The sequence below is a fragment of the Ruegeria sp. HKCCD7296 genome (assembly GCF_013110775.1).
Lineage (GTDB): Bacteria > Pseudomonadota > Alphaproteobacteria > Rhodobacterales > Rhodobacteraceae > Ruegeria.
This window is the reverse complement of sequence record NZ_WVRF01000016.1, coordinates 29,827-54,296: the sequence shown is the minus strand read 5'-3', so window position 1 is coordinate 54,296 and position 24,470 is coordinate 29,827. Positions and strand designations below refer to the sequence as shown.

The window sequence follows — 24,470 nt, the reverse complement described above, 5'->3', positions numbered from 1 at the left end:
TAGCAATTGAACCGTCTGCCGCCATGGGCTGTTGTGGAGCTAGAATGCGTGTCAGCGTAGGGATCGCCGTATCTATACTTGTTGCCCTGTCGATTGGCGTGTCAACTTTTGTGGTGCATTCCCTGTGGTGGACAACAGCCCGCGAAAACAGCCGCATGCTGTCGGCTGAAATCAACAGCCAGATTGCCAACACCGTGCGCATCGAGCTTGGGCTAACTCTCAGATCTGCCGAGGCCGCATGGGCCGCTGTCCGCACGATTTTCATCCAGGATGTCATCCAGACACGTCAGGCCGACAAACGCGAGTTCGTGTTCCTTTCGCAGCTGCAAGCGCAGCCCAATATCTCGTGGCTTACCTTTGGCTGGCCCGATGGCAACTTTTTTGCTGCCCACCGGCTGGGTGACAGCGGGCTGGAGATGATGGAAATCGACAAGAATATCCGTAACCGAATGCTGCGGAAGGATCGGTATATTTTCATTCCCGGTGACATTCAGTTCGAAGAACGGAGCTTTACAGAAACCGAATACGACCCACGTGAACACGCTTGGTACAGCAACTTCATAAGCCGCAGCAAACCGGATTGGATCGAGGTTCGGGATCTGCCCGGCAGCGACAAAACATTATATGCCTTTTCCGGGCCCATCGACGTACGCCGACAACGACAGGGCGTGTTGACTGTTGCGATTGATACGGATCGCCTGTCACGCTTTCTGGGCTCACTACGTCCTGGTGAGTTTGGTGCGGCCTTTATCATCAACGCCGACGGCAAAGTCATTGCGGTACCGGATCCCGAAGCCGACGAAATCACGCCAGCCCGAATGGGAGAGGGGGAACTATACGAGGTTGCCAAAATCTCGGGTGAAAGGCTGATGGCCGACGCGGACAACAAAACACCAGGCCCTGTGACGAAACGGATCATCTATGAGGATGTGCCCTATGCGGTGGCGCTGACACCTCTTGGATTCTACGGCTGGCGGGTAGCCACAGTGATTCCGGAATCCGCGTTCCTGTCGGGGATCGACAAAACTCTGATCAATCTGGTTTACATCTTGCTTGGCGTCGTTGTTGTCGCGATTGGTCTGGCGATCTGGTTTGTGCGCCACGTCGTCGCGAACCCACTTTCACGTGTAGCCGAAGACCTCAGCCGAATCGAACAATTTGACGTTGAACAGGTCTCGCGCAGGCCCTCGCGCCTGAAAGAGCTTGAAAACCTGTCCGCCGCGACCGCCAGCATGGCTGTGGGTTTGTCGGCCTTCCGCAAATACGTACCGACCGATCTGGTCAGGATGCTTGTGGCGGAAGGCATCAAGACCCAGCCGGGCGGTGAGCCAAAACAGATCTCCGTTTTATTTTGCGATGTGTCCGGGTTCACGGGACTGACCGAAAAACACGGCCCCAAAATCGTTGAACTGATGGCGCCCTTTTTCAGCGCCGCCTCATCGACAATAGAACGCCACGACGGGACGATCGACAAATTTATTGGCGACGCGGTGATGGCCTTCTGGGGCGCACCAAAGCAGAACCCAAAACACGCCGAACACGCCTGCCGTGCCGCGCTGGAGCTGGTGGACGTGGTCGAGAATTCCAGCCTGCAGAGCCAGACCGACAGCGCGCTTCATGTTCGCATCGGGCTAAACAGCGGCGAGGCTCTGGTCGGAAATATCGGGTCCGAGCAACGGTTGAACTATACCGCAATCGGTGATGTTGTGAATGTCGCCAGCCGTCTGGAAGGGGTCAACAAAACTTACGGCACTGCAATCATTATCGGCCCGGAAACACGGCGCGAGGCGGGCGATGCCATCGTCGTGCGTGAGCTGGAGACGGTTGAGATACAAGGCCGGTCTGAAGCTCTTGTTGTGTTTGAGTTGATCGCGATGGCCGACAATTTCGAAGGATCACACGACTGGATCGAAGCGTACGAAGACGGCTTGTCCCATTTCAGGGCCAAACGTTTCACCGAGGCAATCCATGCGTTTCAAACCGCCGACACCTTGCGTGGCGGCGACATGGCATCGCGATCAATGATCCAACGCGCAACTATGCAGCAATCTGGCCTCTCTTAACCCGGGCATACGCATTAGTTTTCGCCGGCATCACAACCGTGGATCGGGCTTTTCGGACTTCAAAACCGGAAGTAAAGGAACTTTGTGAAAGCGACAGTTCGCGATAAGACGCAAGTGCTCATGCCACCAATTCTATCGCACGGCACGGTACGTGGGGAGATCGCCAACCTGAAACACGGGTTTTGGCTATTGGTGCGCCAGGTGCTTTGTCTGAACATCCTCTGACCGACACACTACCGGAAACGGCATCAGCAGCGGTGTTTGAAATAGCTTGGCTGATTCCAGACACATGTAAAACCTTCACCGACCGCAGCGCCGTCACCGGCAGATCGTCTGGACCCATACGGCTGCTGGAGGAAACTGCACGGAAATAGGTGAACTCACGATCATTCGTGCCATGCGTTACAAAGTAAGCACCAATGTGCGCATCCGAGACCTGGCGAACAGTCGACGTATTGATGCCTTCTGCTGTCCAAAGGTCAATGAGCGAGTTTCCAAACGTGTCTGACCTGATATGTCATTCTCTGAACTTCAAAACAAAACCGACAAAGGATCACCAGAAGGGCCACTGCGTCAGGCTCAAAAACCGCGTTGCGCAAGGTTGGTCCAGAACGCAATTCCATGTCGGATCGCGTCATCGTTGAAATCATATGACGGGTTGTGAAGCGGCATGGCGTTGTTCCCGTCCAACCCGTTTCCCATCAGAATGAACGCGCCCGGTCGGTGCGCCAGAAACTCGGCAAAATCCTCCGAGAAACCCACCCGACCGTATTCAGCGTCAACAGAACCAACATCGCGAGCTGCGCCCAAGATTACCTCGGTGGCCCGGGTATCATTTACCAAAGGCTGGAACGACGTTGAATAATCGACCTCCGCCGCCACCTCTTGCGCAGCACACACACCATCAACGATGGCGCGCATTCTGCGCTGAATGTTGTCTGAGACGTCTTTGGAAAACCCCCGGCAATCCCCACGCAAGGTCACATTACTCGGCAGGATATTGCGCGCGCCGTCTGTCAGGAACTCAGTAACTGAAACCACACCATGTTCGCCGGGAGGAAGCGAGCGCGATACAATCGACTGCAAGTGCAATACAATCGCAGATCCCGTCACGATCGGATCAACGCCCTTCTCTGGCATGGACGCGTGACCCCCCTGCCCCTTAAGGCGGATTTCAAAATTATCCTCGAATGCACAGAAAGGTCCTGCCTGAGTGGCGAAGTGGCCCAGCTCCATTCCCGGCATATTGTGAAGCCCAAAAACTGCGGTCATAGGAAAGCGTTCGAACAAACCGTCAGCAATCATCGCAGCGGCCCCATTTCCGTTCTCTTCATCCGGCTGGAAAACAAAGTGAACGGTCCTGTCCAACGATGTGTCCGCAGCAAGGGCCAAGGCAGCACCAAGCAGCATCGTGCTATGCCCGTCATGACCGCAGCCGTGAAACTTGCCCTCTGTTTTTGACCGGTAGGGCAAATTGGTCATCTCGTGAATCGGCAGCGCGTCCATATCGGCGCGAAACCCGATTGCGGTCTCATCAGGACCACGGCGCAAAGTGGCAACAACCCCGGTCCGACCCACGCCTCGGGTGACCTCAAGCCCAGCGCGCTCCAACTCGGCCGCGATCAAATTGGGGGTCCGGTCAAGGTCGAACCCGGTTTCTGGATGGGCATGAAGATCACGACGAAACGCAACAAGATCAAGCATCAGAAACGCCCCCTTCGGACAAGATGACCAATGGCAAATCATCGTCGCCCTCAAGGCAGGCGGCAAGCCCAGCCGCTCCGGATGGCGTGGTCGAGAAACCCAAATCAAAGGCGCTGTTTACTGCGTTCTGAGCCTGTTGGTCACTGATTGTAACCCAATCGTCTGCACAGCGCTTTAAGATATCCAAAGCCAACATGGATGGCGTTTTGCAATCCAAACGCCCCATATTTGAAACGGGCCCTTCAACCGTAAGGATTTCTCCGGCTCGGGCGCTTTCCTTCAGACAGGGTGCAGCATCTGGTTCAACCACTGTGATCTTTGGCTGCACCGGCCAGTTCGACCGGATCATATAGGCAATGCCCGCGGCCAGCCCACCAACGCCCGCCTGCAGGTACACGTGGCTCGGCCAATTTGCGGACACTTCTAAATCGTTGCGCATTTCTTCAGCAATGACAGTATAACCCTCCATCACCAATCGCGGAGGCTCGGTATATCCCGGCCACGACCCATCGGCGAGGTGAATGGCACCGGTTGCTTCGGCGTCAGCGACGGCTGCGGCCACGCTTGCCTCATAGTCACTGCCGGATCGAACAACATCTGCGCCTTTCGCCCGAAGACGAACAGCAAACTCTTCGGGGACTGTTTCGGCAAGATAAATGCGCGCCGTTGCACCAAAGAGCTGCGCGCCAGCGGCCACGGCCATGCCGTGATTGCCTGCGCTGGCGCACACAAAAGTCATCGATCGCGCCACATCCTTTACGGGATCGCTCAGAAAGGCGCTGGGTGTCAAAGAACGACCAACACGCGCTTCGATCAGCTTGGCAACAGCGTAAACACCGCCCAGAGCTTTGAACGCGCCCAGGCCCATCCTGTTGGTTTCATCTTTGATCAGGATCGTTCGCCATTGGAAACTGCGGGTTTCTAACGGGCTTGGTTTATAAGCTGGACATTCCGCCAGCAACGCCAGCGGCTTTGCCACATCAAGTTTCTTACTGTGTTCCATGATCAGAGTTTTACGCACAAGCTGCGATCTATTATGGTCACATTTGCCGATTTTCCGGGAAACTTTTTCACATCAAGGAAATCTTTGTGAAACTCGACCAATTTGACCGCAGCCTGCTGCACCTGATGCAACGTGATGCCAAAATGGGGCTGGAGGCGCTTGCATCCGAAACAGGCTTATCGGTCGCATCCGTTCAAAGGCGTCTGAAGGCGCTCAGAGCTTCTGGTGCTATTCACTCGGAAGTGGCAATTGTCGACCCGAAAAAACTGGGCGTTGCAATGAGCTTCGTTGTCATGGTCGAATTAGAACGCGAACGCCAGGATCAGATCGACGCTTTTTCGCGGCAGGCGCAGGCAGAGCCAAGGGTGCAACAGTGCTATTACATCACAGGTGATGCGGACTTCTGCCTGATCTGTGCGGCGCGTGATATGGATGATTTTGAAGAGCTGACCAAAAAGTTGTTTTTCGACAATTCAAACGTTCGCCGGTTTCGAACGTCAGTTGTGATGGGACGCAAGAAAGTTGGCTTGGGCATTCCTGTCAAAGACAATGGCATGGACTGACGAAGCGCCCCATTCTCGCTTCATCGAAGTGGCAAAGACCAGATTTTTCGTTTGGGCAACTGTTCTGGCCTTTGCCTAATCGCTCTTAAGCTGCGGCAATCTGGCTTGCTTTCTCAACCAGCACTTCCGCTTGGCGGATCGAGGCATAGTCGATCAACCGACCATCCAGAGAAACAGCACCTTTCCCATCCGCTTCCGCCTCGGCCATGGCGACAAGAATGCGCTGCGCCTTGGTCACTTCGGCGTCGGACGGCGACATAACTTCGTTTGCCAAAGCAATCTGGCTGGGGTGGATTGCCCATTTCCCTTCGCAGCCCAAAACAGCGGCGCGCTTGGCGGCAGCTTTATAGCCGTCAGGGTCCTGGAAATCCCCGAATGGACCGTCGATGGGCCGCAGCCCGTTGGCGCGTGCGGCCACGACCATGCGCGCAAGCGCGTAGTGCCACATGTCGCCCCAATGTGTCATACGGCCTCCATCGGGATCCGCATCCGTCAGAACTGAATAATCAGGGTTCACACCACCGATGATGGTTGTCCGCGCACGTGTCGACGCCGCATAATCGGCGACACCAAAGTGAAGACTTTCGTTGCGCTTCGAGGCAGCGGCGATCTCGCTGACATTTTGCATGCCCAGCGCAGTTTCGATGATGTGCTCGAACCCGATGCGCTTGCCATAGCCCTTGGCGTCCTCGATTTGCGTGACCAGCATATCCACGGCATAGACGTCAGCAGCTGTTCCGACCTTGGGGATCATGATCAGATCCAGCCGCGTGCCAGCCTGTTCAACAACATCCACCACGTCGCGATACATGTAATGGGTGTCCAGCCCGTTGATGCGCACCGACATGGTCTTGTTGCCCCAATCGATGTCATTCAGCGCCTGAATGATATTCTTGCGCGCCTGTTCCTTTTCGTCAGGCGCGACAGCATCTTCCAGATCAAGGAAGATGACATCCACATCCGATTTTGCCGCCTTTTCAAACATTTCGGGCTGGCTACCGGGAACGGCAAGCTCGCTGCGGTTCAGACGCGCTGGGGCTTGTTCAATGGGGTGAAAGCTCATGTTTTGGTCCTTCTTCTTACTAGTTCGCATGGATCGGGAATCGTGCGCAAAGCTCTGCGACTTCGGCTTTGACCTTGGCTTCGACAGCGCCGTTGCCGTCTTCACCATTCGCGGCCAGACCGTCGACCACTTCGATGAACCAATCGGCGATGAAGACGAACTGGCTACCGCCATAATAGCGCCGACCGGAATAGCCTTCGGCGTATTTGTTGGTCATGACCGAGCCCTGCGCCTCCATCACGGCGGCAGAGACGATGTTCTCAGAGGCAATCAGCTCGATCTCGTCGCGCTGACGGCCCAGTTCAGATGTGATCGAGCCAAAAAGCTCAGGGTTGCGGTCAGACAGGGATTGGGTGAAAAATCCATCGGCACGTTGCGGTGCATTCAAAAGTAAATCCTCCGGTGGATGGCGGCGACGCGGCCACCGTGGGCCGCATCGGCAATTAGCCTCAGGCGCGCTGGCAGGTCAGATCACCCGATCGCGTGGCTCTCGGCCTTCGAAGAAATCGCGCAGGTTATCGAGTACACGGAACCCCATCGCCTCGCGTGCCTCGCGCGTGGCGCTGCCCAGATGCGGCAGCATCACAAGGTTGTCGCATTGCAGAAGATCCGCACAGATACGGGGTTCACCATCGAACACATCCAGTGCTGCACCGCCGATCATGTCGAAAGCCAGCGATTGAACCAGCGCCCGTTCGTCGATGACTTCACCACGCGCCGTATTGATCAGGAACGCGTCGGGTTTCATAAGGTCCAGCCTGCGCGCATTTATCAGGTGGCGGTTCGCAGCCCCGCCGGGGCAATGAAGTGAGACGAAATCGCATTGCGGCAACAACTCATCAATCGACCCAACCTGAGTAGCTTTGCACCGCGCCAATACAGCCGGGTCCACCGGGCTACGATTATAGACCAGCACGTCCATGCCAAAGCCGTGATGCGCACGGCGGGCCATTTCCTGACCGATGCGCCCGTAGCCGATGATGCCAAGCGTCTTACCGCTGACCTTGGTCCCCACCAGATGCGTGGGCCGCCAACCGGTCCAGTTGCCGGAACGCAGCTCGCGTTCACCCTCGCCCGCCCGACGCGCCACCATCAGCAGCAGGGTCATGGCGATATCTGCGGTGCATTCTGACAGAATATCAGGCGTGTTCGTCACGGTCATACCCAGCTCGCGGGCGGACGGCTCACAGATGTGGCTGTAGCCCACTCCATAATTGGCAAGGATTTTTGTCTGCGCACCAGATACGTCCAGCGCCTCGGCGCTGAGCGTGTCGGTTACCGTTGGCAAGACCGCGTCATAGGATTTCAACGCCTGCCGGATTTCGGACGGGGACAAAGGTTTGTCCCCGGTGTTCAGCACGGTGTTATAGTTCTCGGCCAACTGCGCCTCAACGGCAGCAGGCCAGCGACGGGTCACAAGAACCGAAGGTTTGACCATCACGCAGCCTCCATCACACGCGCAATTGTTTCACCAATTACGGCAGGGTTTTCCGCCACGGTCACACCAGCGGCAGACAGGATTTCAACCTTCTCGCTAGCGCTTTCGCCAAAGGCCGAGATGATCGCACCCGCGTGGCCCATGGTCCGCCCTTTCGGAGCGGTCAGACCTGCAACGTAGGCGATCACAGGTTTGGTGATGTGGTCACGGATGTACTCTGCCGCCTCGGCTTCCTGCGGGCCGCCAATCTCACCAATCATGGCGATGACATGGGTGTCTTCGTCTTCTTCGAACCGTTGAAGGATGTCCTTGAACGAAGACCCGTTGATGGGATCGCCCCCGATCCCGACGCTGGTCGATACACCAATTCCGCGTTCTTTCAGCTGCGCTGCGGCCTCATAGCCCAGCGTGCCCGAGCGTCCGATAATCCCCACATGCCCCGGAAGGTAGATGTGACCCGGCATGATCCCCAGCAAAGCTTTACCGGGCGAAATCGTGCCCGCGCAGTTCGGACCGGTCAGAACCATACGTTTGTCTTTGGGGTAGCGGTACATGTAGCGTTTCACCCGGATCATGTCTTGCGCTGGGATACCGTCGGTGATGCAAACGCAGTACCGGATACCGGCATCCGCTGCTTCCATGATCGAATCTGCGGCAAACGGAGGAGGAACAAATACAAGGCTGGCATCCGCGCCGGTCGCCTCAACGGCTTGTTTGACGGTGTCAAAAACCGGAACGCCTTCGACGGTTTCGCCGCCCTTGCCGGGAACGACGCCGCCTACGACATTCGTGCCATATTTCAGCATGTCTTTGGTGTGAAACCGCGCCATCCGGCCGGTGATGCCCTGTACTATGACACGCGAGTCGCGATCGAGAAGAATGCTCATTACACAGCCCTCATCCTGGTGCCTTGGGTAAGGTCGTTTTTCCATGCGCCTACAGCGCGTTCTGCTGCTTCCATCAGTGTTGTGGCGCGGATGATCGGCAGCCCGGACTTGGCAAGGATCTTCTGGCCCTCTTCGACATTGGTACCAGCGAGCCGGACAACGACCGGAAGGTCGATATCCAATTCTTTCAGCGCCTGAACGACGCCCTCGGCCACCCAATCGCAGCGGTTGATGCCTGCGAAAATGTTGACGAGGATGGCCTGGACATTGGTGTCCGACAGAACCAGCCGAAACGCCTTGGCGACCCGTTCTGGCGAAGCACCGCCACCGATATCAAGGAAGTTTGCGGGCTCACCACCGGCCAGCTTGATCGTGTCCATAGTTGCCATTGCCAGACCGGCACCGTTGACGATGCAACCGATGTTTCCCTCCAAACCCACGTAAGACAGCCCCCGGTCCGCCGCGCGACTTTCGCGCGGGTCTTCCTGGCTTTTGTCGCGCAGCTCGGCAATCTGCGGGTGGCGGAACAGAGCGTTGTCGTCAAAGCTCATCTTTGCATCCAGCGCCAGCACCCGGTCGTCACCGGTGATGACCAACGGATTGATCTCAACCATGGTGGCGTCCAAGTCGCTGAACGCGGCGTAGCACCCCTGCAGTGTGCGCACCATCTGCTGGATCAGCTTGGGTTCAAGACCAAGCTTGAACGCAATTTCACGCGCTTGGAATTCCTGAAGCCCGACCGCTGGCTCCACAATGGATCGCACGATGCTGTCCGGACGGTCGGCCGAGATATCCTCGATTTCCATCCCACCCTCTGACGAGGCGACAATCATCACCCGCTGGCTGGATCGGTCCAGAACAAATCCCAGATAAATCTCGCGGTCAATAGGCACGGCCGCTTCGACATAGACACGATAGATGCCCTTGCCTTCGGGACCAGTCTGATGTGTGACCAGCTTACGACCAAACAGGTCATCGCAGGCCTGATAAATCTCGTTCTCTGTATTGCACAGCTTGACCCCTCCGGCCTTGCCGCGCCCACCGGCGTGGACCTGCGCTTTGACGATCCATTTGTCACCGCCCAGCTCGCGCGCCCGATAGGCCGCCTGTTCCGGGCTGTAGGCAAGCGCGCCAGCAGGGACGTCCACCCCGAAATTGGAAAGAAGTTCTTTCGCTTGGTATTCATGAATATCCATCTGCAATCCTCCCGTTCATGCAGTGTGGTTAAGCCGCGATTGAAGTGCCGTAACGGCTTTCAAGTAAAGCCTCGATCGCATCCTGATCGACCTCCCCGCCCAGCTCGCGAAGGGCTTCGGCAAACAGGCGTATGATCCGGCTGACCGCGTCCCGGTTCAGCTGATTGAGGATTCCGATCCGCACCTGTACCGGAGCGCTGAGAGTCGGCCAGATGCCAAATCCCCGTGCACGGCAGTTCTGAACCAGCTCCATCTCTCGCCCCGCCAGTTCCGGTGGCAGGTTCAGAACAACAAGGCTGGGCATGTCCGATGTCACTTCGCAGCCCATTTCGATCACCGCATCGCGCAGAACCTTCTCATGGGTGCGGTAGGCCATGGCCCGCTTTGCCAGGCTTTCTTGCAGGGTCAGTCGCAGGGCTTCGTGGAACGCCGCAACGGCGTATCCCGAATGCGTCCGGTGGTATGTGCCTTTTTCTACGTCTTGCCCATCGACAATGCCCCAATGGCGCGCTTCAAAGATCGGATTGTGAACATAAGAATAAGCGCCAGACGCCTTCAAACTTTCGACATAAGCATCCGTAAAGCTGACTGGCGCATAAGTCAGCGGCAGGCAGCACAAACCTTTTTGCGGGCAAGACGCCCACCCGGCGACACCGGGGTAATCATCAATCGAAAAGTCATCGGCACCCAACGACGACACCGCGTCGATCAGACCCATGACACCATTGCGTTCACAGGCGTCCGAAAAGCCGCGCAGATCATTGACACGCCCGGATCCGGTTTCCCAATGCGCCATGAAAGCCCATTTGGGCTGGTGCTCAGACAAAGCAGCGTCAACCAGTTCACCTGTCACCGGCTGACCGTGCGGAACCTCGATCACGGTGACACTGGCGGCTTGTGGGTCAAGCGGGTTGGATGCGTGTTCTTGAGGTGTAGCTGCCTTGATCCGAAGGGTCAGAGCGTCGATACCCGAGAATGTCCCGTTGGCAAACGCCACGACCTTGTCGCCAGGCATGACGGCAGAGAACATAGCGTCCAGAGCGCTCCAACCGGTGCCTGCGACCGCAAAAGTATACGTGTTGGACGTGCCCCAGATTTTCCGCAGCATGTGTTTGCACTCGATCATGCCCCGCAGAACGTCACCTTGCATGTGATCCGCTACGCCTGCGCTGCTGAAGGCGCGCAGGACACGGGCGTCGGTGTTGCCCGGTCCCGGGCCAGCGGCCAAAGTCTCGGGGATCTCAAGAGGAGGGAAAATCTGAAACGTCATTGTCTGTCATCCTCGGCGTTGGTCGGGCTCTTGGACCCGTCGTGTTTCGTTGCCGGACAGAAAACGCCGCCTTGCGCAATGACGCAACGTAACTTACTACTGCTTTAGGATGGCCAAAAGGATGGGGAATTTCCCACCCGAATTGGTAAAAATACCAAGGTATACTGAGTTTTCACCTACCCGTTTGGGTAGTAAATTGCGAAAGTTGGGTAAAAACAGATGATTGGCGCGCCAGGTACCCCTATTGATGTCATGCTGGCAGACGGCAATCCGCTGGTTCTGTCTGCCATGTCTGAAATCTTTGAACGCGACCCGCGATTCTCGTTGGTGGCGACGTCAGCCACCGCCGAAGGGTTCCTGGGAACCGTCATGCGAGTTCCGGTTCAGGTCGGGGTGGTCGACTGGAACCTCCCGGTGCTCGGAGCGGCAAAGCTGATCGAGGTTCTTCGAGAACAGGCCAATGCACCCCGGTTTGTGGTGTATGGGGATGTGACCAGCGAAACGCCGCGGCTGGCCATGCAAGCCGGGGCCGCTGGTTTTGCGGCGCGATCCGGCGAGGTTGAAGGCTTGCTTGAAACCTGCGCCGATGTGGCGGCTGGCAAAATGGTCTTTCCATTCATCGACGTTCGAAAAATGCAACAGGACCCTATCCAAAGCTTGTCCCGCAAAGAACGCGCCATTCTTGAAGCCTTGGCCCAAGGCATGTCCAATCGGGACCTTTCAAAAGAACTGCAGATTTCGACAAACACGGTCAAATTTCACCTGTCCAATATCTATGACAAGCTGGCCGTGAAAAACAGAACTCAGGCCATTGCGTTTTACTATTCGTCCAGATCCGCATTGGATTAGGGCTATGGTCAGGGGGCTGCCGTCCAGAATGCGCGACGGCGTAGTACTAGCTAATTCCGTTTCTCCAAAGCCCAATCGTCCTTTATCCTGATCTTGAAAAAGCAGGAGCACCCCGATGGACATCACACCACTCACCGGCGGCTTAGGCGCTGAAATCTACGGCGCCGATATTCGAGACAGCGGGCAATTTCCTGATATTCACCAAGCCTTTGCCAAGTATTCCGTTATCGTCCTAAGGGGTCAAACAGCCACCCCTGAAGACCATCTGAACTTTGCTCGCAGCTTTGGCGCGATCAACGTCAACCGTTTCTTCAAACCGGTTAATGGCTATCCCGAGATTGCGACGGTCTTAAAAGAAAAGGGCCAGAAAGAAGCGGTGGGTGAAGGGTGGCACACCGATCATTCCTATGACGAAGCGCCAGCCATGGGATCAATCCTGCATGCGATTGAGATGCCGCCCTATGGAGGAGACACGCTGTTTGTGTCTATGGCAGCCGCGTATGAGGCACTCTCGGCCCCAATGCTTCAGTTTCTAGACGGGCTGACTGCTGTGCATTCTTCACGTCACGTCTTTGGTGCCGCCATACAAGACAGCGAAGCCGCCAAGAGCGGTCGATTAGGCAACGCAGACGCCGCAACACAAGATGCGCACCATCCCATTGTCATCACACATCCACTCAGCGGGCGTCGTGGTCTTTTTGTGAACCCTGTCTTCACAACGCATATCGAAGGGCTCAGCAAAGACGAGTCTGATGCAATTCTTGCGATGCTGTACGAACACTGCAAACAACCCGAGTTCCAATGCCGCGTGCGCTGGCGCGCGGGCGACATAACGATGTGGGACAACAGAGCCACATGGCACAAGGCAATCAACGACTATCACGGTTTTCGACGCCTGATGCACCGGGTCACGGTTGAAGGCGTGGCTTTGTCGACCCCTGCTGAAAACAAGGACAGCTAAGGAACAAATCCACTGGGCACGCCAAAAATCGGTGCATCCACACTGGAACCTGTCAAAGCGTCCATAAAAGCGATCAGATTCTGGATTTCCACTTCCGAGAGTTCAATCGGATCAATGTCAGTTTTGCTGCGTTGGCGTTCCATTTCCAGTCGATCATCCCAAACCAGAAAGTCAGCGTCGTGCAACCACGGAACCTGAGGCAACCCGGCCATATCGGGCGTCCAGGCATCAAAGCTTGCCTGAGGGTTCAGATGATGGCGGATGACGCTTTCAAGGTCGGGGAAAGCCCCGTTGTGACCGTAAGGGGCCGTCAAAGCAACGTTGCGCAACATGGGGGTGCGAAACCTGTAGGCATCTTCCAACCGGTTGCTTTCACCCATAAGACCAACGTCGCGCGCATACGGATCCCATTGACGGGTTCGGCCCGGACCAAAAGGCGGAATGGCCAAAGCGTGGAATTCCTGATCGGACATCAACGGGCCCGCGTGGCACACGGAACAGTTTGCCTTACCATAGAACAGATCCATCCCGTCTTTTTGAACGGTTGATAACGCATTCATGTCCCCTGCCAGATACTGGTCGAATGGGCTGTCCGTGCTGCGCCATTCGATGGCCATGAACGCTGCCAAGGCATTGGCGACCTGCGTGATTGTAATGTCCTCGGTTGTTTCGATTTCTCCGAACGCCGCGACCATCGCCGGTCCGTAAAACGGATCGGTTCTTACGCGTTTGGCAAGGATCGGCCAACCTTTGTCGATCCGATCGTGGACGGCCCCGGTCACTTGGTTTTCGGCTACATTTCCCGCCATTTCGAACTGTGCGGTCAATGGAAAAAGCGCTTGTGCGGCTAGCAAAGAGTTCAACCCTTCAGGCAACCATTCCTGCGCGGGTGAGTTGAACCCGTTTTCATAAACATCCGAGATGCTCAGGCGGCCATCGTGAAACACCGTGTGGATACCTTTCGCCCCGAGATTCCATAGCCCCGGTGAGTTACGCGGGATACGCTTTCGGATTCTGTCTGCGCCGGTGCCCGGAGTACGGTCCGGTCCCAGACCTTCACCGCCTTCCCCGATGCCAAGCGACAGCCCATCTGAAGTCCCGAAGTCCGGATGATGGCAATGCGCGCAGGATATATTCTGATTGCCCGACAGGATCGGGTCGTAAAACAGTTGATGACCGATGGCGGCCTGTTCCATATCAAAAGGCAGGAAATCATCATCTGTCAGAGGGCGCGGCACATCCTGTGCCGCCGCGCTCCCGGCCAAGAGGAAAGCAACCCCATGCGCCAGTTTGTACTTGCCCTTTGTCTGCTTGCCAGCCCGGCGCTCGCCGAACTGGAACAGGCGCGCGATTTGATGGAGGCCGGCGAGTTTGAGGCCGCGCGCAAAGAACTGCTGCCCGCCGCCCGCTCGGGCAATGCCGAGGCCGAGGAATTGATCGGCGTGATGTACGGGCTGGGCCTGGGCGTCGAACGGGACTATGAGCGCGCGTTCGAATGGTATCTGCGCGCCTCGATGAAGGGGCATCCGGGGGCCCAGTCGGGGGTTGGCTGGTATTATGAGCTGGGTCTTGGGATGCCCGCGCCTGATCTGGTCAGGGCTTACATGTGGTACACGCTCAGCGCGATTGGCGGCGATCCCGACGCAGCGATCAGCCTTGAGGAAGTAATCAAGAAAATGTCGCCGGAGCAGATCGAAAGGGCGCATGTTCTGGTGAACGACTACAAAGGGTGGATGTACCCGTTTCGGTAAGGGCCGGGCCTTAAGGGGCCCGACCCGGAAGCTTAGTTCAGATCCGCATCGCGCGACGCGTTCACATCGGCCTCAGCCGCCGCCACCGCATCTGTCAACGCAACAAAGATCTCATCCCCACGGGCAACATTGGACTGGAACCAGTCATAGACCGGCGTTGCGGCCTCTTTGAACGCAGCCTTCTGGTCAGGTGTCAGCACATAGAGATCGCCGCCACCGGCGACAAAATCCTCATAGGCTTGGATCGACTTGCGCTTGGGTGAGGCAAAGGTAGCCTGTTGAAGCGCATAGAAGCCGTCAACGACGACGCGGCGCATGTCCTCGGGCATCTCCTGAAACTTGGCGTTGTTCATCCACCACAGCGCACCCATGTATGCATGCCCGTCCAGCGTGACGTACTGCAGACCCGCATCCGGGAATTTCATGCCCATGATGTCGGTGATGCCGTTCTTGGACCCTTCAACAACGCCGGTCTGGAAGCTGGTGAACAGTTCGGGCCACGGGATTGGGGTGGGCGAGGCGCCCAGCGCTTTGACCAATTCCTGCGGCAGGTCAGCAACCACGGTGCGGATTTTCAACCCTTCCATATCCGCAGGCTCGGCAATGCGGCGCTGCGTGTTGGCGAAGTTGCGCCAGCCACCGGTGTTGCCAATGGTCATCAAACGGATCGCGCCGCCCGAGTCCTCAAGCGCCATGTTGCGCATGGTACGGGTGAAGTCACCGGACAGAACATGTTCTGCAATGCGGTCATCGGCCATCAGATATGGCAAATCCAGAACCTGCACGTATGGGAAAATGCCCGACGCACCGCCGGAGGTGGAGATGTAGATGTCTATGGTTCCGTCTGCCACACCTTGCAAGCACTCGGCCCCGTTCGAACATAGCTGCGTGCCGATAAACAGCTCGACCTCGATCGCACCGTTCGAGGCGGCCTCGACATAGTTCTTGAAGACGATCAGGCCGTCGTAGTCCTCGTCATTTTCGTTCGAATTGGCAGTGGCGCGCAGCGTGTAGTCTGCGGCTGTGGCGGCCACGGCAGACGCGGCCACCAACGATGTGGCCACCGCTGCGGTTTTGATAAAGTTTCTGAGCATGCGTTTCCTCCCTGTGGAACTCAGTTAGTTGGCAAACCCCGTTATGCGCGGGATGGTCATGGATAGTGCGGGGATGTAGGTGATCAGGAAGATCACTATGATTTCGACCGCCAGGAATGGCAGGATCGCTTTGGCGATGGTCTCAACCCGTTCGCGTGACACGGCGGCGGCCACGAACAGGACCAAGCCCATCGGTGGGGTGGCCAGACCAACGGTCAGGTTGACGCTCATGATGATGGCGAAGTGAATTGGGTCAACACCGAGGCTGGTGAAGATCGGGCCAAGGATGGGCCCGAGAATGATGATCGCGGGACCGGCGTCCAAGAACATACCGACGATGAAAAGCAGCAGATTGATCAGAAATAGTAGGATCAGCGGGTTTTCCGAAAGGCTGAGTATCAGTGAAGCCAATTGCTCGGGCGCATGGCTGAGGCTGACCACAGTTTTGAACGCCATCGCCGCACCAACCAGCAGCAGCACGACGGCCGAGGTCATGCCTGCGTTGCTGAGAACCTCGGGCACCTCTTTCCATGTCAAAGTGCGCAGAACGAAGAAGCCGATGATGAAAGCATAGCCTACGGCGACGGCTGCAGCCTCGGTCGGGGTGAAAATACCGCCGAGAATACCGCCCAGAATGATGACCGGGGTCATCAGCGGGAAGAAGGCTTTAAGGCTGGCCTGACGACGCTCGGGCCAGGTGTATTTCCGGCTGGCGACCGGGAAGTCATATTTGTCAGCCATCAGTTTGATCATCAGCATAAGGCCGACACCAACCATCACACCGGGGACGATACCCGCGAGGAACAGGGCAGCCACGCTTTCGCCCATGACGTAGGCATAGATGATCATGATGCCCGAGGGCGGAATAATCGGTCCGATCACCGAACTTGCCGCTGTGATCGCCGCAGCGAATTTACGGGTATAACCCTGTTTCTCCATCGCCGGGATCAGCATGGACCCTAGGGCGGAGGTGTCTGCGACTGCCGAGCCGGACAAGCCCGCAAACAGGATCGAACTCAGCACGTTCACATGTGCCAGACCGCCACGCAGATGGCCCATAAGCGCCTGTGAAAACTCGACAAGACGGATGGTGATGCCGCCTCGGTTCATCAGCTCTCCGGCCAGCATGAAGAAGGGGATCGCCATCAGCGGGAAACTGTCCATGCCGTTATAGACGTTGCGGTAGAGCAGCGTGATGTCGTTGGTTTGGCCATTCAGCCACAGCAGGATACCGGGCGCGGCCAGAAGGGCGAAAAAGACCGGCAGACCGATCAGCAGAAAAATCAGAAAGGTGGGCAGGAACCAGATCAGCATTTATTCGGCCCCCACTGCCGCATCAGGAATTTCGGGCAACAGGTGACCTCCGCCCAGCAGAGTGATGAAAGATCGCAGGATCAACTCGATATTCACCGAGATCAGCAAGATGATCCCCACCAACAGCGAGGCCATCATCCAGCTACGCGGGATGCGGTACCATTCGTCGAACCCGAAAGATGTGGGCAGGTATAGCGCTGCGGTGGCGAACCTACCGCCAAAGCCAGTCACTTCGGACCAGCCGATATTGACGGCGACCAAAAGCACGGCGAGCGAGATTACCAACAGGAAGAGGTTCAGCGTTTGGCCAATAAAACGCGGTAAAAAGCGCTCTAGCATATCAATGGCCACAAAACCCCCGCGCCGAAACGCCGTGGGGGCCATCAGACCGGTCATCCACAACATGCAGAACCGCGCGGCCTCATCCGGCCAGGGCAGCGCATTGCCCAGAACATATCGGAAGAACACCTGAATCAGGATTGCAATGACCATGAGTGCAATCGCAACGACACCAACCGCGCGGCCCAGACGCAGCACGGTTTCGTTCACGAATGCAATCGGCACAAGCACCGATGCCAGTCCGCCCATGCGGATCCTCCCTTGTTCAGCCGCGGGTATGTCCCACGGCCGTCAGATCGCGCTTAGTGCTGCGCGAATTGGCCGAGTTTCCCGGCATAAAAGGTCAGCGCGTCTCCGTCCGCCATGCTGGCCCTAAGAACTTTTCCCACAACAATAACGTGATCGCCCGCATCGTGATATGCATGTTGTTCGCATTCAAACCGCGCCAGGCAATCCGACAACAACGGCGTTCCGTTCTCGCAGCGCTCATGCGCGATGTCGCGCAGGGCGAAGGCATCCTTGGAGCAGCCAAAGCACAGCTCGGCCTGTTCGGATGACAGTACGTGAACGCTGAAATGACGGGCCTCTTGGAAATAGGGGAAGCGCCGCGAATTGCGGTCACCCGCCCACATGATCAGCGGCGGGTCTAATGACAGGGATGAGAAACTATTGGCCGTAATACAGACCGGACCATCCGCGCTGTCGCAGGTGACGATGGTCACCCCAGTGGCAAAGCGACCAAAGGCGTCGCGCAGGGTACGGGTGTCGTCCTTATGTGGAACGAAGGTGTGGTTCATGTCCTTTGAGATTGCGTTCATCATGGTACCTCATGCCCCAGTGCCGCCTCATAGAGGCGATACCAGGTTTCGCGATCCAGTTTGACTTTCAACGCGTCCGAGGCGCGTTTGATCCGATCCAGATTGTTGGTTCCCAGAACCGGCAGGATGTTGGCCGGATGTGCCAGCAGGAAAGCCACAGCGACGGCGGCGCGATCCACACCGAACTCGGCTGCGATTTCATCGGCCACAACGCCGACCGGAGGGTTTCCGGCCATCAACAGGCCGCCACCAAGCGGCGACCACGCCATCAGCGGATGGCCGTGTTGCTGGTGAAACGCCAGATCGCCATTGGTGAAAGGGCTGATCTCGCCCAGCGAGATCTCGATCTGGTTGGTGACCAGTTTGGTCTTCATCGCCGATTGCAGCAGCGACCAGTCCCACGGGCGGAAGTTCGATACACCCACAGCGCCCACCTTACCGCTGGCGACAACCTCGTCCAGAGCGGCACCAGTTTCATTGTGGTCCATCAGCGGGTCAGGGCGGTGAATCAACAGCAGGTCGATATGGTCAATGGCCATTTCTGTCAGCGAGGTATCGACCGACTTCAGAATATGGGCGCGCGACGTGTCGTAGTATTTCACCTTCGCATCCGCGTAACGGCCCACCGGGGCGATGATGTCACATTTGGTGACGATCTCCATCTTCTGGCGCAAGCTCGGGTTGGCGCGCAAGGCATTGCCCAGAACAGCTTCGGCTGCGTAACCACCATAAATGTCGGCCTGATCAAAGGTGGTGATGCCCTGATCCAAGCAAGCCTGAATCTTGGCTACCACATGCCCTGTGGACGTGTCGCTGTCATCGCCCAGCCGCCACATGCCATAGACAAGACGGCTCATCTCAAGCGAGTCAGATAATTTCACACGTTGCATCAGCGGCGTTCTCCGTTGCCCAGTGGGGTCGCTGGGGTCGTTGCTGGCACGCGCCCGTAAGCTTCGGGCAGCGAGCAGGTCTTCAAGTTGGGCAACACCCGAGCACCAAAGTGCTTGGCCTCATCCATGTGCGGGTAGCCCGAGAATATGAAAGCGCGGATGCCCATCTTCTGATATTCCTCGATCTTCGACATAACCTGATCGGTCGATCCGACCAGAGCAGCACCGCAGCCAGACCGCGCCCGGCCAACACCAGTCCAGAGACCGGGTTCGACATAGCCATACTCATCTGCCAGATCGCGGTTCTTGGCCTGATGCGCCACACCCAGCGACGTCGCGTCCAACGCCCGTTCACGAATGGCGCGACCGTATTCGTCATCCAGCTTCGAGACGATGTAATCCGCATATTCCTGTGCCTCAGCCTCGGTATCGCGGACGATCATGTGGACACGCAGGCCGTAGTCCAGCGTGCGGTTGTAGTTCTCGGCCACAGCGTGAACGGCCTTCATCCGTTCGGCAAGTTGATCCTTGGTTTCGGGCCACATCAGGTAGACGTCGCAATGTTCACCACACAAATCCAAAGCCGAAGGTGAATATCCACCAAAATACAACAGTGGCCCGCCAGTCTGATAGGGTTTCGCAGGATCCGTTGTCAGACCCGAGAAGTTATACACTTCGCCGGCGTGATTGATCTCATCCTGTGTCCAGGCCTGTTTCAAAATCTCAACCACTTCGCGCGATCGCTGATAACGGAACGCACTATCGGCTTTCTCACCGGGGAAGTCCGATGAGATGATGTTGACCGTCAACCGCCCCTTCAGCATGTGATCCAGCGTAGCGATGGTGCGGGCCAGCATGATGGGCTGCATCTCACCACACCGCACGGCAGCCAACATATTAATCTTTTCAGTGATCGGGGCGCAGCCCGCGACAAAGCTCAGCGTGTCCTGGCCAACCTGATAAGAGGATGGGCACAGGATATTGCGGAACCCTTGCGCTTCGGCCTCTTTTACGATGCCGGAACAATGCGCCCAACTGGACCGCAGATCGCCATCGGGCACTCCAAGGAACTGGTAGTCGTCCGAGCAGAGCGCAGCAAACCACGAGACCTCTGCCGCATCCAGATCAGGGGAAGTGATGGGGACGATAGTCATCTGAGTCGGTCTCCGCGCAGCGTTTGCTTTTTCTCTTGCGTAGCAATCGCTTTGATGTAGATCAATAGTGTATCAATTTTTTCCGCGACTAAGTGAAGCGACTGACTGTGCCCTCTGCTAATCGAAACCCAAATGCCCTTCCGGTTTACATCCAGATTGCGGAGCTTCTGATCCGCGACATCGCGGCGGGTCGGCTGATAGACGGCGAGCGCCTGCCACCCGAGCGCGAGCTGGCCGCAGAACTAAATGTCTCGGTCGGGACGCTGCGAAAATCGCTCGCCGAGCTAGAAAAAAAGGGGATGCTCGAGCGCATCCAAGGCTCGGGCAATTACATTCGGGAAACAGGAACACAGAACAGCGTCTATGCGATGTTCCGGCTTGAATTGCCTAAAGGTGGCGGCTTGCCGCGCGCGGATATCCTGTCGGTGGATCACTTGGAAAAACCTTCCGATCTGCCCCCGTTCGGACAGTCAACCCGCGGATCACGCGTGCGTCGGATGCGCTACTTGAATGACACAATCATAGCCGTCGAAGAAATCTGGCTGGACGAATCAGCAGGTTTGATCGACCGGACCCTCTTGTCCGACTCTCTTTACCGCTACTATCAACGCCAATTGGGATTTTGGATCATTCGGGCCGAAGACAGGGTCTCGGTCCAATCGCTTCCCGATTGGACGCCCGAAAGCTTCACCAAACCAGCAGGCCAAACAGTGGGGTATATCGAGCGTTTCAGCTGGTCAGAGACCGCTGAACCCGTTGAATTCTCAAAAACATGGTTCGACCCAGATCGGGCCAACTACGTCCAACGTTTGAAGTAAAAGGAAACACGCATGACCCGAACCATCAACTACGGGCTGATTGGATGCGGCATGATGGGGCAAGAGCACTTGCACAATATCGGCCTGTTGGAACGGACGCGCGTGGCGGCGATCTTTGAGCCGGATCCGGTGATGGCAAAGGCTGCCAAAGCCATCGCACCGGATGCCGCGATGGTGAGCTCGGTCAAAGAGCTTCTGGCAGTCGCGGAGTTGGATTGCCTTGTCATCGCAAGCCCCAATCACTTGCATGTAGACCAGATCTGCGAAGTGGCCGAAACGCGACCCCTGCCGTTGTTGGTGGAAAAGCCGTTGTTCACCGACCCACAGGATGCGGCCCGGTTAGAAGAGGTTGAGCGTAGCTATCCCTGCCCCATCTGGGTAGCGATGGAATACCGATACATGCCCCCTATTGCTGCATTGATCGACAAGGCGGAAGCAACAGGTGGCGTGAAGATGCTGTCTATCCGCGAGCATCGTTTCCCATTTCTGGAAAAGGTCGGCCACTGGAACCGGTTCAATCGCAATACCGGGGGCACATTTGTCGAAAAATGCTGCCATTTCTTCGACCTCATGCGCTTGATCCTGCAATCCGACCCGGTGCGTGTGACCGCAAGCGGCGGACAAGCCGTCAACCATCTGGACGAAAGCTACGAAGGCGAAACACCCGATATTCTGGACCACGGGTACGTCATTGTCGATTTCGCCTCGGGCGCACGGGCCATGTTAGAGCTGTGCATGTTTGCAGAAGGCTCCCGGTATCAGGAAGAAATTTCGGCTGTTGGAGCCAAGGCCAAGGTCGAGGCGCTGGTTCCCGGCCCAGGGCGCTTCTGGCCGGATCATCTGGGGGAACCACCAGTGCCCAAAGTTATTGTAAGCCCCCGCAGCCCCAAGGGGCCCACGACAATAGATGTACCCGTAGACGCCAGAATATTGGCGGCCGGAGACCACAATGGGTCAACCTTTTATCAGCACGAAGGGTTTCTGGCCGTGCTGCGCGGTGAAAAGGCCAAACCGGACGTCAGCCTGAAGGACGGTCTTTGGGCCGTACGGATGGGACACGCGGCACAAAAAGCGATAGAAAGCGGCGAAACCGTACGAATAGGCGAATAGATCACAAAGACGCGCCGGGTTGGGTTTTAAGATCAGTTGGATCCCAACCCGGCTTATCGCATCCATCATATGGCTCGGCTGATGCACCTTTTGCAATGCCACCAGAAAGCAACAATGGGGTTCACTTTTTCCGTGACCCTTTGCGCATCGGCCGCGCATCCGGGCCTTTTCCTGCGCGCACCTTAAAGCGTTTGGGTTTGTCGCCATCCTGCCGGCCCTTGGCGCGTTCTTTCCGAGAACCCATGGGTTTTGACGGATCAGCCGCGTTCTTGCGCCGCTTGGTCTCGATACCGTTGCTTTTGACGGTTGTTTTCTTCTCAGGATTGCCCTGGCTCTTGCCATGGTTCCGCTTCGGCTTGCCAGACTGTGGTTTGTCAACGTTATCCTGGCGCTTTGAGGGCTTTTTCGCGCTCTGTTCGGATTCAGCGGCGTTTGGATCCACAGCGGGCTTAGAGTCGCGACGCGATACGTCCTTTTTGCGATCTGCACGCGGCGTCTTTGGTGCCGCAGGGGGGCCTTTTGGTGAGGCGTCGAAATCCGGGACGCCGGGCAATTCGGTCAAACGCGCGCCCTGCTCAAGGTCAAGCTCTGGGCCAAGCTCGTTCTTCATCGCAGGCACGGCATCGGTCAGGATTTCAACGAATGTCTCCTGATATTGAACACGAATGGCCCCAATTGCATCTTTGGAAATCCCCGCATTACGACACAGCATGGGCAGCAGCCATCGCGGCTCGGCGCGTTGTTTGCGGCCCAAAGACAGCGAAAACCAAGTGCTGGGCCCGAAATCCGAAGCGTCCCGTTTTTTGCGGGCACCCGGTTCGGGCACATCACCCAAAATCTCGGGCGCGGAATTGCGCTCGCGGTAGAGACGCAGAAACGCCGCAGCAATTTTCTCGGCAGAGTGTTCTTGCAAAAGGCGTTGGGCAAAGGCCTGTTCTTCGGCGCTTGGAGATTGACCCCATCCCGGATCGGACATCAGCCTTTCTTCATCGCGCGCAAGCACCTCCTCGGCGGAGGGTGGCGTACCCCATTCGGCCTCCAGTTTGGCGGATTTCAATAGGCGCTGTGCCTTTGACCTTTGACGCCCCGGCACAATCAGTACGGATGTACCCTTTCGTCCGGCACGGCCCGTCCGCCCGGACCGGTGCAACAAAGATTCCGCATTGGATGGTAGATCTGCGTGGATCACAAGCTCAAGCCGGGGAAGGTCAATGCCACGCGCAGCCACATCTGTTGCGATACAAACACGCGCGCGGCCATCACGAAGCGCCTGCAAGGCATGGGTGCGTTCCGTTTGGCTCAGTTCACCCGAAAGCGAAACCACGGAAAACCCTCTGTTGGAAAACTTCGCTGTAAGGCGGGCCACCATAGACCGGGTATTGGCAAAGATGATCGCCGTTTGCGCATCATGAAAACGCAAAAGGTTGATGATTGCCTTTTCGATATCAGACGGGGCCACAGACAGCGCAAGATAGGAAATGTCCGCGTGCTGGGCGTCTTTGTTGCCGAGCTCAATGCGGCGAGCGTTATCTTTTTGATAGGTCTGGGCAAGCTTGGCGATACCGCGCGGCACCGTTGCCGAGAATAGCAATGTGCGACGGTTTTCAGGCGTGTGGTCCAGAATGAACTCCAGATCTTCCGAGAACCCCATGTCCAGCATTTCGTCCGCTTCATCCAGGACGACAGCCCTGAGATCGCTCAGATCGATCACACCCCGAGAGACATGGTCCCTAAGTCGACCGGGCGTGGCGACAATGACATGCGCGCCGCGCTCGATCGCTCTGCGTTCAGCACGCGCATCCATGCCGCCAACGGCGGATGCGGTAACGATCCCGGCCTCAGAAAACAGCCAGTCAAATTCCCGTTGCACCTGCATGGCCAATTCACGTGTGGGCGCAATGACCAAAGCCAAAGGGGACGCGGGGCGATCAAATCGGCCATCGCCGTCCAACAAATCTGGCGCAATCGCCAAGCCAAAACCCACCGTTTTTCCCGATCCGGTTTGCGCTGACACCAACAAATCAAGCTGGCCCAGTTCAGGCTGTGTCACCGCGACTTGAACGGGTGTTAGTTCGCTGTAACCCTTTTGGGTCAACGCCTGCGAAAGCGTCTTGGGCAGGTCGAAGGGGTTGTGCATAGATCACCTTGCAGAAGAAAGATCACGCCCTTAACGGTGATGACAGAG

Annotated in this window: 23 protein-coding genes and 1 pseudogene; 7 read left to right on the top strand and 17 right to left on the bottom strand. The window is 57.0% G+C overall.

Features of this window, described 5'->3' with window-relative positions; all coding sequences use genetic code 11:
* Positions 1-44: 44 nt before the first annotated feature.
* Positions 45-2,063: an adenylate/guanylate cyclase domain-containing protein gene (locus GS632_RS18395; protein WP_171180596.1), complete on the top strand. Its 2,019-nt coding sequence runs from the start codon at positions 45-47 to the stop codon at positions 2,061-2,063.
* A gap of 118 nt (positions 2,064-2,181) precedes the next feature.
* On the opposite strand, the gene GS632_RS22400 is transcribed toward GS632_RS18395, so the two are convergent.
* The 3 genes from GS632_RS22400 to GS632_RS18380 all read right to left on the bottom strand — a co-directional run bounded on the left by GS632_RS22400 (position 2,182) and on the right by GS632_RS18380 (position 4,746).
* Positions 2,182-2,577, bottom strand: coding sequence for a PfkB family carbohydrate kinase (locus GS632_RS22400; protein WP_371810115.1), 396 nt, complete (start codon positions 2,575-2,577; stop codon positions 2,182-2,184).
* Between the two features lie 65 nt (positions 2,578-2,642).
* Positions 2,643-3,767, bottom strand: a complete 1,125-nt coding sequence (locus GS632_RS18385) for an amidohydrolase (RefSeq protein ID WP_171621402.1) — start codon at positions 3,765-3,767, stop codon at positions 2,643-2,645.
* On the bottom strand, positions 3,760-4,746 hold the full coding sequence (locus tag GS632_RS18380) for a pyridoxal-phosphate dependent enzyme (protein ID WP_348540117.1): 987 nt from the start codon (positions 4,744-4,746) through the stop codon (positions 3,760-3,762). Before GS632_RS18380 ends, GS632_RS18385 begins: the two co-directional genes overlap by 8 nt.
* 110 nt (positions 4,747-4,856) lie before the next feature.
* Here GS632_RS18380 and GS632_RS18375 point away from each other — a divergent pair, with 110 nt between their 5' ends.
* Positions 4,857-5,333, top strand: a complete 477-nt coding sequence (locus GS632_RS18375) for an Lrp/AsnC family transcriptional regulator (protein WP_371809149.1) — start codon at positions 4,857-4,859, stop codon at positions 5,331-5,333.
* An 85-nt stretch (positions 5,334-5,418) separates the two neighbouring features.
* Here GS632_RS18375 and GS632_RS18370 read toward each other — a convergent pair whose 3' ends face one another.
* From GS632_RS18370 to GS632_RS18345, 6 genes and pseudogenes are all read right to left on the bottom strand, one after another.
* Positions 5,419-6,396, bottom strand: coding sequence for a CoA ester lyase (locus GS632_RS18370; RefSeq protein WP_171180590.1), 978 nt, complete (start codon positions 6,394-6,396; stop codon positions 5,419-5,421).
* Between the two features lie 142 nt (positions 6,397-6,538).
* Positions 6,539-6,784, bottom strand: a pseudogene (gene glyA, locus GS632_RS18365) (serine hydroxymethyltransferase); the annotation flags it as partial.
* Positions 6,785-6,862: 78 nt separating this feature from the next.
* On the bottom strand, positions 6,863-7,834 hold the full coding sequence (locus GS632_RS18360) for a D-glycerate dehydrogenase (RefSeq protein ID WP_171180588.1): 972 nt from the start codon (positions 7,832-7,834) through the stop codon (positions 6,863-6,865).
* Positions 7,834-8,721 carry a succinate--CoA ligase subunit alpha gene (gene sucD / locus GS632_RS18355; RefSeq protein ID WP_171180586.1) on the bottom strand — a complete coding sequence of 296 codons (888 nt, stop codon included), beginning with the start codon at positions 8,719-8,721 and terminating at the stop codon, positions 7,834-7,836. Before sucD ends, GS632_RS18360 begins: the two co-directional genes overlap by 1 nt.
* The gene (locus GS632_RS18350) at positions 8,721-9,917 is read right to left on the bottom strand and encodes a malate--CoA ligase subunit beta (RefSeq protein WP_171722238.1); all 1,197 of its coding nucleotides are present in this window, start codon (positions 9,915-9,917) and stop codon (positions 8,721-8,723) included. The genes sucD and GS632_RS18350 overlap by 1 nt, the downstream gene beginning before the upstream one ends.
* A gap of 28 nt (positions 9,918-9,945) precedes the next feature.
* Complete coding sequence (locus GS632_RS18345) at positions 9,946-11,187, bottom strand: aminotransferase class V-fold PLP-dependent enzyme (RefSeq protein WP_171238741.1); 1,242 nt, start codon at positions 11,185-11,187, stop codon at positions 9,946-9,948.
* A gap of 219 nt (positions 11,188-11,406) precedes the next feature.
* Here GS632_RS18345 and GS632_RS18340 point away from each other — a divergent pair, with 219 nt between their 5' ends.
* Both GS632_RS18340 and GS632_RS18335 read left to right on the top strand, forming a co-directional pair.
* Positions 11,407-12,036, top strand: a complete 630-nt coding sequence (locus tag GS632_RS18340) for a response regulator transcription factor (protein WP_245223249.1) — start codon at positions 11,407-11,409, stop codon at positions 12,034-12,036.
* Between the two features lie 115 nt (positions 12,037-12,151).
* On the top strand, positions 12,152-12,997 hold the full coding sequence (locus tag GS632_RS18335) for a TauD/TfdA family dioxygenase (protein WP_171180580.1): 846 nt from the start codon (positions 12,152-12,154) through the stop codon (positions 12,995-12,997).
* Here GS632_RS18335 and GS632_RS18330 read toward each other — a convergent pair.
* Complete coding sequence (locus GS632_RS18330; protein ID WP_171180571.1) at positions 12,994-14,262, bottom strand: cytochrome-c peroxidase; 1,269 nt, start codon at positions 14,260-14,262, stop codon at positions 12,994-12,996. The two genes, GS632_RS18335 and GS632_RS18330, sit on opposite strands and share 4 nt — an antisense overlap.
* Positions 14,263-14,277: 15 nt before the next feature.
* Here GS632_RS18330 and GS632_RS18325 point away from each other — a divergent pair, with 15 nt between their 5' ends.
* Positions 14,278-14,748: a tetratricopeptide repeat protein gene (locus GS632_RS18325; protein ID WP_171095376.1), complete on the top strand. Its 471-nt coding sequence runs from the start codon at positions 14,278-14,280 to the stop codon at positions 14,746-14,748.
* Between the two features lie 32 nt (positions 14,749-14,780).
* Here GS632_RS18325 and dctP read toward each other — a convergent pair whose 3' ends face one another.
* The 6 genes from dctP to GS632_RS18295 are packed head-to-tail and all read right to left on the bottom strand — an operon-like array spanning position 14,781 to position 20,357.
* Positions 14,781-15,842: a TRAP transporter substrate-binding protein DctP gene (dctP, locus tag GS632_RS18320; protein ID WP_171180569.1), complete on the bottom strand. Its 1,062-nt coding sequence runs from the start codon at positions 15,840-15,842 to the stop codon at positions 14,781-14,783.
* 24 nt (positions 15,843-15,866) lie between these two features.
* A complete protein-coding gene (locus GS632_RS18315) occupies positions 15,867-17,156 on the bottom strand; it encodes a TRAP transporter large permease (protein WP_170337175.1) in 1,290 nt (429 codons plus the stop codon).
* Positions 17,157-17,744 (bottom strand): TRAP transporter small permease, encoded by a 588-nt coding sequence (locus tag GS632_RS18310; RefSeq protein ID WP_171180567.1) that lies wholly within the window; start codon positions 17,742-17,744, stop codon positions 17,157-17,159. It lies immediately after the preceding gene.
* A gap of 53 nt (positions 17,745-17,797) precedes the next feature.
* Positions 17,798-18,313: a flavin reductase family protein gene (locus GS632_RS18305; RefSeq protein ID WP_171180566.1), complete on the bottom strand. Its 516-nt coding sequence runs from the start codon at positions 18,311-18,313 to the stop codon at positions 17,798-17,800.
* The gene (locus GS632_RS18300; protein ID WP_171180564.1) at positions 18,313-19,203 is read right to left on the bottom strand and encodes an aldo/keto reductase family oxidoreductase; all 891 of its coding nucleotides are present in this window, start codon (positions 19,201-19,203) and stop codon (positions 18,313-18,315) included. Before GS632_RS18300 ends, GS632_RS18305 begins: the two co-directional genes overlap by 1 nt.
* The gene (locus GS632_RS18295; RefSeq protein WP_171180562.1) at positions 19,203-20,357 is read right to left on the bottom strand and encodes an LLM class flavin-dependent oxidoreductase; all 1,155 of its coding nucleotides are present in this window, start codon (positions 20,355-20,357) and stop codon (positions 19,203-19,205) included. The genes GS632_RS18300 and GS632_RS18295 overlap by 1 nt, the downstream gene beginning before the upstream one ends.
* A gap of 107 nt (positions 20,358-20,464) precedes the next feature.
* Between GS632_RS18295 and GS632_RS18290 the strand changes: the two genes are divergently transcribed.
* The gene (locus GS632_RS18290; protein ID WP_171180711.1) at positions 20,465-21,175 is read left to right on the top strand and encodes a GntR family transcriptional regulator; all 711 of its coding nucleotides are present in this window, start codon (positions 20,465-20,467) and stop codon (positions 21,173-21,175) included.
* Between the two features lie 12 nt (positions 21,176-21,187).
* A complete protein-coding gene (locus GS632_RS18285) occupies positions 21,188-22,285 on the top strand; it encodes a Gfo/Idh/MocA family protein (RefSeq protein ID WP_171238743.1) in 1,098 nt (365 codons plus the stop codon).
* 121 nt (positions 22,286-22,406) lie between these two features.
* Here the strand turns inward: GS632_RS18285 and GS632_RS18280 are convergent, their stop codons facing one another.
* On the bottom strand, positions 22,407-24,422 hold the full coding sequence (locus tag GS632_RS18280; RefSeq protein WP_171722237.1) for a DEAD/DEAH box helicase: 2,016 nt from the start codon (positions 24,420-24,422) through the stop codon (positions 22,407-22,409).
* Between the last annotated feature and the right edge of the window lie 48 nt (positions 24,423-24,470).

Coding starts and splice junctions, on each gene's coding strand:
- GS632_RS18395 (WP_171180596.1), top strand. CDS start 45: ATGCGTGTCAGCGTAGGGATCGCCGTATCTATACTTGTTGCCCTGTCG.
- GS632_RS18385 (WP_171621402.1), bottom strand. CDS start 3,767: ATGCTTGATCTTGTTGCGTTTCGTCGTGATCTTCATGCCCATCCAGAA.
- GS632_RS18370 (WP_171180590.1), bottom strand. CDS start 6,396: ATGAGCTTTCACCCCATTGAACAAGCCCCAGCGCGTCTGAACCGCAGC.
- GS632_RS18360 (WP_171180588.1), bottom strand. CDS start 7,834: ATGGTCAAACCTTCGGTTCTTGTGACCCGTCGCTGGCCTGCTGCCGTT.
- sucD (WP_171180586.1), bottom strand. CDS start 8,721: ATGAGCATTCTTCTCGATCGCGACTCGCGTGTCATAGTACAGGGCATC.
- GS632_RS18350 (WP_171722238.1), bottom strand. CDS start 9,917: ATGGATATTCATGAATACCAAGCGAAAGAACTTCTTTCCAATTTCGGG.
- GS632_RS18345 (WP_171238741.1), bottom strand. CDS start 11,187: ATGACGTTTCAGATTTTCCCTCCTCTTGAGATCCCCGAGACTTTGGCC.
- GS632_RS18340 (WP_245223249.1), top strand. CDS start 11,407: ATGATTGGCGCGCCAGGTACCCCTATTGATGTCATGCTGGCAGACGGC.
- GS632_RS18335 (WP_171180580.1), top strand. CDS start 12,152: ATGGACATCACACCACTCACCGGCGGCTTAGGCGCTGAAATCTACGGC.
- GS632_RS18325 (WP_171095376.1), top strand. CDS start 14,278: ATGCGCCAGTTTGTACTTGCCCTTTGTCTGCTTGCCAGCCCGGCGCTC.
- dctP (WP_171180569.1), bottom strand. CDS start 15,842: ATGCTCAGAAACTTTATCAAAACCGCAGCGGTGGCCACATCGTTGGTG.
- GS632_RS18315 (WP_170337175.1), bottom strand. CDS start 17,156: ATGCTGATCTGGTTCCTGCCCACCTTTCTGATTTTTCTGCTGATCGGT.
- GS632_RS18310 (WP_171180567.1), bottom strand. CDS start 17,744: ATGGGCGGACTGGCATCGGTGCTTGTGCCGATTGCATTCGTGAACGAA.
- GS632_RS18305 (WP_171180566.1), bottom strand. CDS start 18,313: ATGAACGCAATCTCAAAGGACATGAACCACACCTTCGTTCCACATAAG.
- GS632_RS18300 (WP_171180564.1), bottom strand. CDS start 19,203: ATGCAACGTGTGAAATTATCTGACTCGCTTGAGATGAGCCGTCTTGTC.
- GS632_RS18295 (WP_171180562.1), bottom strand. CDS start 20,357: ATGACTATCGTCCCCATCACTTCCCCTGATCTGGATGCGGCAGAGGTC.
- GS632_RS18285 (WP_171238743.1), top strand. CDS start 21,188: ATGACCCGAACCATCAACTACGGGCTGATTGGATGCGGCATGATGGGG.
- GS632_RS18280 (WP_171722237.1), bottom strand. CDS start 24,422: ATGCACAACCCCTTCGACCTGCCCAAGACGCTTTCGCAGGCGTTGACC.